This is a genomic window from Mycobacterium sp. TH-M116, assembly GCF_057473685.1.
Genome location: NZ_JBYCLC010000184.1, coordinates 1 through 8,531, shown reverse-complemented (window position 1 = coordinate 8,531; position 8,531 = coordinate 1). Strand labels below are relative to the sequence as shown.

Sequence of the window (8,531 nt, the reverse complement as noted above, 5' to 3'; positions counted from 1 at the left end):
CAGCTGCGCGGCGCCGGGGCGCCGGGGTCGGAATTTCGCCCGCACCGTGAACCTGACCGCCATGCATGTCGGTCAGGTGCTCACCCGCACCGTGCGCAACAACTCCCGCGCCCACACTCTCGGCGGCCGGAGACCGAGACTGCACGAAACATCCTACACAGTAAAGGATTTGGATTCAGACCATGGCAGCGAGTTACGCGACAAGGGCGGCAGCAAGCGCCCTACGCGACGCCGAAGCCGGCATCCGGATCATGAACAAGACCACCGGCTGGCCTCGGTTTCGCGGGCATTCCTCAGGCGATGCACGGATCAGGTGTCAAGACGTCCGCCACCGATGCTGTCGGAGCATGGTGGGCTCACGCCGATGTGCACCGGCCAGCGGTGTCAGCCGAGCTGCAGTGCGGCCGCCACGATGGGCTTGGCCCAGTCCGGGGTGCCGGTCAGGTCGGCCGGCCCCGCGATGCGGCCGCGCTGCACGTGCAGCACCAACACCGGCAGCGGCGCCTGCCCGGCCGCGGGGTCGGCGGACGCGGAGTTGTCATACACCCGCAGCTCGGTCAAAGCCGGCAACACGTGCACCAGATTGAGCAGGCTGTGCCGGTAGCGACGGCGGATGTCGGCCTCGGGGATGTCGTGCCCGCCGGCACGCACCCGTTGTCGTACCCGCTCAACGTGGGCATCAGCGCCGGCCAGCCCGACGTAGAAGACGCGCACCTCGATGCCGCGCGAAGCCGCCTCGGCCAGCAGCCGCGGCATCGAGGTGCCACCGAGTGTGGTCTCGAACGCGAAATCGAGGTGCTGATCGATCGCCCGTTCCAGCAGCCTGCGGCCCTGCTGCCATGCCGCCGCGTTGGCCTCGATCTGCCTCAAACCCGGATTGGCCGCCAGCAGAGCGCGCGCGGCCTCGTCGGGGTTGTAATACTCACCGCCGGCCGCGCGGATCGCGGCGCCGCCGATGCTGCTCTTCCCGGCCCCGTTGACACCTGCCAACACAGACAAGCGTGCCGGCGGTGCAGTGTTGGCAGGCATGGGCCGCGCGGGGTCAGCGCCGCCGCACGGTACGGGCCGCCTGCACCGCGGCCGCGCCCAGTTCCTCCGGTGTGGCGTCGAAGGCCGCTGCGACCCCGGTTTTTGCCCGCGAGGTCTGCATGCTCGCCAACAGCTCGTCGAAACGCTCACTGAGGTCATCGAGCGCCGGGGTGGCCGCATCGATCAAAGCTGTGAACTCGGCGTAGGACAGCAGCACCGCTCGGGGGGTGTCGTGTTTGGTGATCACCACCGCCCCGCCGCCGTGGGTGGCTTCCTCCAAGACCGCGCCGAACTCGCTTTTCAGCCGGCTCGCCGACACCGCGGGCACGTCGACCAGCTTGCCCTCACGGTTGCGGAACGTCACGGTGGACATCGCGCTCCCCCCGTCGGTGATGGATACGATCGCTATTCTAGCCCTTTCGTTCATTGTGTACCAAAGGGGCGATCTGTCCCGAATGAGAGTGGATGGCAGCAGACTGACCTCGGTTTCGCGGGCATCTTGAGGCGATGCTCACCCAGTTGCAGTACGCCCCCGCACGGCGGCCGATACCGTAACGGAATGATCGACCCGGTCCCCACTGGACTGTTGACCGACAAGTACGAGTTGACCATGCTGGCGGCGGCGCTGCACGACGGCACTGCCGGGCGCCGCACGACCTTCGAACTGTTCGCCCGCGCACTCCCCCCGGGCCGCCGCTACGGCATGGTCGCCGGAACCGGACGCCTGCTGGAAGCGTTGCCGCACTTCAGGTTCGACGACGATGCGTGCCAGCTGCTCGCCGGATTCCTCGATCCGGACACGGTCGGCTATCTGCGGGACTTCCGGTTCGGCGGCGACATCGACGGCTACGCCGAAGGGGAGCTGTACTTTCCCGGGTCACCGGTGCTCTCGGTCACCGGCAGCTTCGCCGAATGCGTGGTGCTCGAAACGCTGACCTTGTCGATCTTCAACCACGACACCGCGGTCGCCTCGGCGGCCGCGCGCATGGTCAGCGCCGCCGGCGGGCGTCCGCTGATCGAGATGGGAACACGGCGGACCCACGAGCAGGCCGCGATCGCCGCGGCACGTGCGGCCTACATCGCCGGCTTCGCCGCCACCTCGAACCTGGAGGCCCACCGGCGATACGGGATCCCCACCGAGGGCACCGCGGCGCACGCGTTCACCATGCTGCACGCCACGCGGGACGGACCCGACGAGCCGGCCGCGTTCGGCGCCCAGGTTCGCGCGCTGGGCGCCGAGACCACGCTGCTGGTGGACACCTACGACGTGACGGCCGGCGTGGCCAATGCCGTGGCCGCCGCCGGCACGGCGCTGGGCGCGATCCGGATCGACTCCGGCGAACTGGGAGTGCTCGCCCGCCAGGCGCGTCGGCAACTCGACGAGTTGGGCGCCGGCCGGACGCGGATCGTGGTGTCCGGCGACCTCGACGAATTCTCCATCGCCGCGTTGCGCGCCGAGCCCGTCGACAGCTACGGCGTCGGCACCTCACTGGTCACCGGCGCGGGCGCCCCGACCGCGCACCTGGTGTACAAACTCGTCGAGGTGGACGGCATGCCGGTGCAGAAGCGCAGCACCCACAAGGAGTCGCGGGGCGGCCGCAAAGAGGCGCTGCGCCTGTCGCGCCCGACCGGCATCGTCACCCAGGAGGTGGTGTACGCCGCGGGACGCCCGCCCGCACCGGACGAACCGTTCCGCACCCTGAGCACACCCCTGGTCCGGGGCGGCGAGATCGTCGCCGAGACGGGCGCCCGCGCCCTGGCCGCGGCCCGCCGGCTGGCCGCCGCCGGCCTGCGCAGCCTGCCGTGGGAGGGGCTGGCGTTGTCCCCCGGCGATCCGGCGATCCCCACCAGCCAGATCCCGGCCTGAGCGCGCGCAGTGACCACGTCCGACGCTCCCCCGACCGTGCCCGAGTTGCTGGCCGCCGCGGTGGCCGCGCTCGGCGGCAGTGAACGCACAGGCCAACTCGAGATGGCCGTCGCGGTGGCGCACGCCTTCGAGGCCGGCGAGCACCTGGCCGTGCAGGCCGGCACCGGCACCGGCAAGTCGCTGGCGTATCTGGTCCCCGCGATCGTCCGCGCCGTCAGCGACGATTCGCCCGTCGTCGTGTCGACGGCGACGATCGCCCTGCAGCGTCAGCTCGTCGACCGCGACCTGCCGCGGCTGGCCGATGCGCTGGCCGGTGAGCTGCCGCGCACGCCGCGGTTCGCGCTGCTGAAGGGCCGGCGAAACTATCTGTGCCTCAACAAGATCCACAACGGAGGCGCCACCGACGGCGAGCCCGAGGACAGACCGCAGGAGGAGCTCTTCGATCCGGTGGCCGCGACCGCGCTGGGTCGCGACGTGCAGCGGCTCACCGCCTGGGCGTCGACGACCGAGTCAGGCGACCGCGACGACCTGCGGCCCGGCGTTCCCGACCGATCGTGGTCGCAGGTCAGCGTCTCCGCGCGCGAATGCGTCGGAGTGGCTCGCTGCCCCTTCGGCGGCGAGTGCTTCTCCGAACGGGCGCGTGCCCGCGCCGGCGGCGTCGACATCGTGGTCACCAACCATGCGCTGCTGGCCATCGACGCCGTGGCCGAGTCGGCGGTGCTGCCCGAGCATGCGCTGCTGGTGATCGACGAGGCGCACGAGTTGGTCGACCGGGTGACGTCGGTGGCCACCGCGGAGCTGACCCCGGCCACCCTCGGGGCGTCCACGCGCCGGGTCGCCCGGCTGGTCGGTCCGGAACTGACCCAGCGGTTGGAGGCGGCCACGGCCAACCTCGCCGCCGCGATCCACGACGCGCGGCCCGGCCGCATCGATCGCCTCGACGACGAGCTGGCGACCTACCTGACGGCGCTGCGCGATGCGGCGAGCGCGGCACGGTCGGCGATCGACACGACCGGCGCAGGGCGGGCTGACGTGGGGGCGGCATCGGCCCGCGCCGAAGCCGTTGCGATGCTGAGCGAGATCTCCGAGACCGCCTCGCGCGTCCTGACGTCTTTTGCCCCGGCCATCCCCGATCGCACCGACGTGGTGTGGCTCGACCACGAAGACAACCGAGGGGTGCTCCGTCCGGTGTTGCGGGTGGCACCCCTGTCGGTCGCCGGCCTGCTACGCGACCGGGTGTTCGCCCGGGCGACCACGGTGTTGACCTCGGCGACGCTGACGATCGGCGGGTCCTTCGACGCCATGGTCACGGCGTGGGGCCTGGCCGGCGGCGACGCTGACGGTGTGCCCTGGCGTGGCCTCGACGTCGGGTCGCCGTTCCACCACGCCAAGGCCGGCATCCTCTACGTGGCCGCCCACCTGCCACCGCCCGGCCGCGACGGCACCGGGTCGGCCGAGCAGCTCACCGAGATCGCCGAACTCATCACCGCCGCCGGCGGGCGCACCCTCGGGTTGTTCTCGTCGATGCGGGCCGCCCGGGCCGCCGCCGAGGCCATGCGCGAACGGTTGCCGACACCGGTGTTGTGCCAGGGCGACGACAGCACCTCCGCACTGGTCGAACGGTTCGGCGCCGACCCGGCGACCTCGCTGTTCGGCACACTGTCGCTGTGGCAAGGCGTCGACGTCCCGGGCCCGTCGTTGTCGCTGGTGCTGATCGACCGCATCCCCTTTCCCCGGCCCGACGACCCGCTGCTGGGCGCGCGGCAGCGGGCCGTGGCCGCCCGGGGCGGCAACGGTTTCATGGCGGTGGCCGCCGGCCACGCGGCACTGCTGCTGGCGCAGGGCTCCGGCCGGCTGCTGCGTCGCGTGACCGACCGCGGCGTCGTCGCAGTGCTCGACTCCCGGATGGTCACCGCCGGCTACGGCGCCTACCTGCGTGCCTCGCTACCGCCGTTCTGGCCGACGACCGACGCCACCCAGGTACGGGCGGCGCTGGAGCGGCTGCGCACCGCGCCCGACGGTGCGTCGGCCTGACCCTCCGGAGCCGTCACCCGGCGAGGGTCACCAGACCGAGCTCGGCACTGCCGGCAAGCATCGGGTGACGGGGCAGCACCCGCACCGTGTACCCGACCGCGCCGGCCAGCGGTAGCGGCGTCGTCGTGGAGAACACTTCTGTCCCGCCAACGGCGCTGCCGGTGTGCGGCATATCGGCGGTGACCGGATCCTGCAGTACGCCACCGGGGTCCACCCGGCCGAGCACCGCCTGAACGGTCACCTCGTCGGGCCGCAGCCCGCCCAACTGCACCGTCGCGGTCAGCGTGAGCTTCGACCCGAGTAGCGGTGTGTCCGGCAGGCCGGTGCTGTCAACGTCGGTGACGCTGATCTTGGGCCACGCCTCGTCGACTCGGCGGCGGTAGGCGGCCAGCTCCCGCGCGGCCCTGAACGTGTCGTCCTCGCCGCCGACGGTTTTGCGCAGCGACTGCGCCGCAGGGGTGTAATAGCGCTCGACGTAATCGCGCACCATCCGGGAAGCCAGCACCTTGGGCCCCAGGGTCTGCAAGGTGTGGCGCACCATCTCGACCCATCGGGGCGGCACCCCGTGTTCGTCGCGCTCGTAGAACTTCGGTGCCACCGCTTCTTCAAGCAGCGTGTAGAGCGCATTGGCCTCCAGGTCGTCGCGGCGCACCTCGTCTGCCAGCCCGGTGGCCGAGGGGATCTCCCAGCCGTTTTCGCCGTCGTACCACTCGTCCCACCAGCCGTCGCGGATGGACAGGTTCAGCCCGCCGTTCAGCGCGCTCTTCATCCCGGAGGTGCCGCAGGCCTCCAGGGGACGCAGCGGGTTGTTGAGCCAGACGTCGCAACCCCAGTACAACAGCCGGGCCATCGACATGTCGTAGTCGGGCAGGAAAGCGATGCGGTGGCGCACCTGCGGGCGGTCGGCGAAGCGCACCACCTGCTGGATCAGCGCCTTGCCGCCGTCGTCGGCCGGGTGGGACTTCCCGGCCACGATGAGCTGGATCGGCCGCTCCTCGTCGAGCAGCAGTCGTTCCAGCCGGTCGGGATCGCGCAGCATCAGGGTCAGCCGCTTGTAGGTCGGCACCCGCCGCGCGAACCCGATGGTCAGCACGTCCGGGTCGAAGGCCGTCGCGATCCAGGCCAATTCGGCGTCCGACGCACCGCGCTCCAGCCAGGATCGACGCAGCCGCGCCCGGACGTCCTCGACCAGCAGTGCGCGCAGCTGCGAGCGGATCCACCACAGGTGCCCGGGGTCGACCTGCTGCAGTCGCTGCCAGACCGCGGGTTCGCTCAACGAGTCCGACCCGGCGAGCTCGCGGCCCAGTTCCAGCCACTGCGGCGCTGCCCAGGTCGGCGCGTGCACGCCGTTGGTGATCGATCCGATCGGCACCTCGCCCCGGTCGAATCCGGGCCACAGCTCACTGAACATCGCCCGGCTCACCCGACCGTGCAGCAGGGAGACACCGTTGGCGCGCTGGGCCAGCCGCAGGCCCATGTGGGCCATGTTGAACTTCGTCGGGTCGGCCTCGGCGCCGAGCGCGAGGATCCGGGTGGTCGGCAGGCCCGGGAGCATCGGTGCCTGGAGTTGGTCGTCGAAGTAGCGCTGCACCATCTCCATCGGGAACCGGTCGATACCGGCGGGCACCGGGGTGTGGGTGGTGAACACCGTGCTCGAGCGAACGACGGTCAGCGCGGTGTCGAAGTCCAGTCCCGAGTCGGTGACCAGCTCGCGGATGCGCTCCGCTCCGAGGAACCCGGCGTGACCCTCGTTCATGTGGAATACCTCGGGCGCGGGCAGGCCCGCGTTGGCCGTGAACGCGCGGATCGCCCGCACCCCGCCGACGCCGGCCAGAATCTCCTGCCTGATGCGATGCTCCTGGTCGCCGCCGTAAAGCCGGTCGGTGACGCCGCGCAGGTCGTGCTCGTTCTCGGGCACGTCGGAATCCAGCAGCAGCAGCGGCACGCGCCCCACCTGCGCGACCCAGACCCGGGCCCGTAGCCGGGCGGAGTCGGGCAGGTCCAGCTCCACCAGCACCGGATCCCCGGTGGTGGCGTCGATGAGCAGCCGCAGGGGCAATCCCTGCGGATCCAGCGACGGATAGGTTTCCATCTGCCAACCGTCCGCGGTCAGCGACTGCCGGAAGTATCCGGAGCGGTAGTAGAGACCCACGGCCACCAACGGCACCCCCAGATCGGAGGCGGACTTCAGATGGTCGCCGGCCAGGATCCCCAACCCGCCCGAGTAGTTGGGCAACACCTCGGCGACGCCGAACTCCATGGAAAAGTAGGCGATCGACGTCGGCATCGCCACCCCGTTGTCCTGCTGCTGCTGGTACCACAGAGGACGACTCAGGTAATCGCGCAAGCCGGCCGCCAGTCCGTCGAGCCGAGTCAGAAATTCCTCCTCGACGGCCAGCTCGTCAAGCCGGGCGGGGCTCACCGCACCCAGCAGCGCAACCGGATCCGAGCCGCACTGCGCCCACAACGTCGGATCGATGGTCGCGAACAGATCCTGGGTCGGCTTGTCCCACGACCACCGCAGATTGGTCGACAACTGTTCCAGCGCGGCCAGGCGTTCGGGCAGATGAGCACGGACGGTAAAGCGGCGAAGGGCTTTCACACGTCATCACCTTACTGACGGTTCGTGGACGTGCTGGACTACTAACCCAGCGTTTACCTTCCTGGTGTCCGGTACCTGGTGTGACCGGACACTAGGGTGGGTACCGGGAAGTAACGCGGGCGCGACGCGGGGCCCCGCGGTCTTGCCGCACAAACCGAATGGAGTGGTGGTGCCCGGTCGTGTCGAGATCGACAACGTCGCGCCCGTCGTGTCCTGCGGCGCGTACCCCGCCAAGGCGGTGGTCGGCGAGGTCGTCCCGGTCAGCGCAACGGTGTGGCGGGAGGGCCACGACGCCGTCGCGGCAACCTTGGTGGTGGGCTACCTCGGACCGCGCTACCCGCAGGTGACCGAGGCCCGCCGGATCACGGCGGTGCAGGCCCCCGCGCGTCGCGGCGACGCGCACCAGGCGGGCGCACCAGAGCGGTTGCGGGTCACGCCGCGGCTTTTCCCGATGACGATGGGCGAGGAGCCCTACACGTTCCACGGCCAGTTCACCCCCGACCAGGTCGGCCTGTGGGAGTTCCGCGTCGACGGGTGGGGCGACCCGATCGCCACGTGGAAGCACGGGGTGATCGCCAAGTTGGACGCCGGCCAGGGCGAAACCGAATTGTCCAACGACCTGCTGGTCGGCGCCGGGCTGTTCGAGCGCGCCGCGGCCGGGGTGCCGCGCGCACGCCGCGATCCGCTCATGGCCGCGGCCGGGGCGCTGCGGGCCCCCGGCGACCCGGTCACCCGCACCGCGCCGGCCCTGGCACCCGAGATCGACGACCTCCTGACCGAGCACCCGTTGCGTGACCTGCTGACCCGCGGCGAACAGTTCGGGGTCTGGGTGGACCGGCCGCTGGCCCGCTTCGGCTCCTGGTACGAACTGTTTCCGCGCTCCACCGGCGGATGGGACGCCGGCGGCAACCCGGTGCACGGCACCTTCGCCACGACGACAGCGCAGCTTCCCCGCATCGCCGACATGGGGTTCGACGTGGTGTACCTTCCGCCGATCCA

The 8,531-nt window shown here is 70.9% G+C and carries 6 protein-coding genes; 3 read left to right on the top strand and 3 right to left on the bottom strand.

The window, feature by feature from the left end; all coding sequences use genetic code 11:
- Positions 1-384 precede the first annotated feature (384 nt).
- The gene (locus AC2VOK_RS09335) at positions 385-993 is read right to left on the bottom strand and encodes an ATPase (RefSeq protein WP_428900222.1); all 609 of its coding nucleotides are present in this window, start codon (positions 991-993) and stop codon (positions 385-387) included.
- Between the two features lie 49 nt (positions 994-1,042).
- Positions 1,043-1,402 carry a type II toxin-antitoxin system Phd/YefM family antitoxin gene (locus tag AC2VOK_RS09330; RefSeq protein WP_421531488.1) on the bottom strand — a complete coding sequence of 120 codons (360 nt, stop codon included), beginning with the start codon at positions 1,400-1,402 and terminating at the stop codon, positions 1,043-1,045.
- A gap of 186 nt (positions 1,403-1,588) precedes the next feature.
- On the opposite strand from AC2VOK_RS09330, the gene AC2VOK_RS09325 reads away from it, so the two are divergent.
- Together AC2VOK_RS09325 and AC2VOK_RS09320 are read left to right on the top strand one after the other, a co-directional pair.
- Entirely contained in the window at positions 1,589-2,896 is a 1,308-nt protein-coding gene (locus AC2VOK_RS09325) for a nicotinate phosphoribosyltransferase (protein ID WP_428900221.1), read from the top strand.
- 9 nt (positions 2,897-2,905) lie between these two features.
- On the top strand, positions 2,906-4,930 hold the full coding sequence (locus AC2VOK_RS09320; RefSeq protein ID WP_428900220.1) for an ATP-dependent DNA helicase: 2,025 nt from the start codon (positions 2,906-2,908) through the stop codon (positions 4,928-4,930).
- Positions 4,931-4,943: 13 nt separating this feature from the next.
- On the opposite strand, the gene glgP is transcribed toward AC2VOK_RS09320, so the two are convergent.
- Positions 4,944-7,532, bottom strand: a complete 2,589-nt coding sequence (gene glgP / locus AC2VOK_RS09315; protein WP_428900219.1) for an alpha-glucan family phosphorylase — start codon at positions 7,530-7,532, stop codon at positions 4,944-4,946.
- A gap of 169 nt (positions 7,533-7,701) precedes the next feature.
- Between glgP and AC2VOK_RS09310 the strand changes: the two genes are divergently transcribed.
- Positions 7,702-8,531: maltotransferase domain-containing protein (locus AC2VOK_RS09310; RefSeq protein WP_428900218.1), on the top strand; the 830-nt coding region annotated here is incomplete at its 3' end.

Bases quoted from the DNA above. Each gene is read 5' to 3' on its own strand.
- AC2VOK_RS09330 (WP_421531488.1), bottom strand. From the start codon at position 1,402: ATGTCCACCGTGACGTTCCGCAACCGTGAGGGCAAGCTGGTCGACGTG.
- AC2VOK_RS09325 (WP_428900221.1), top strand. From the start codon at position 1,589: ATGATCGACCCGGTCCCCACTGGACTGTTGACCGACAAGTACGAGTTG.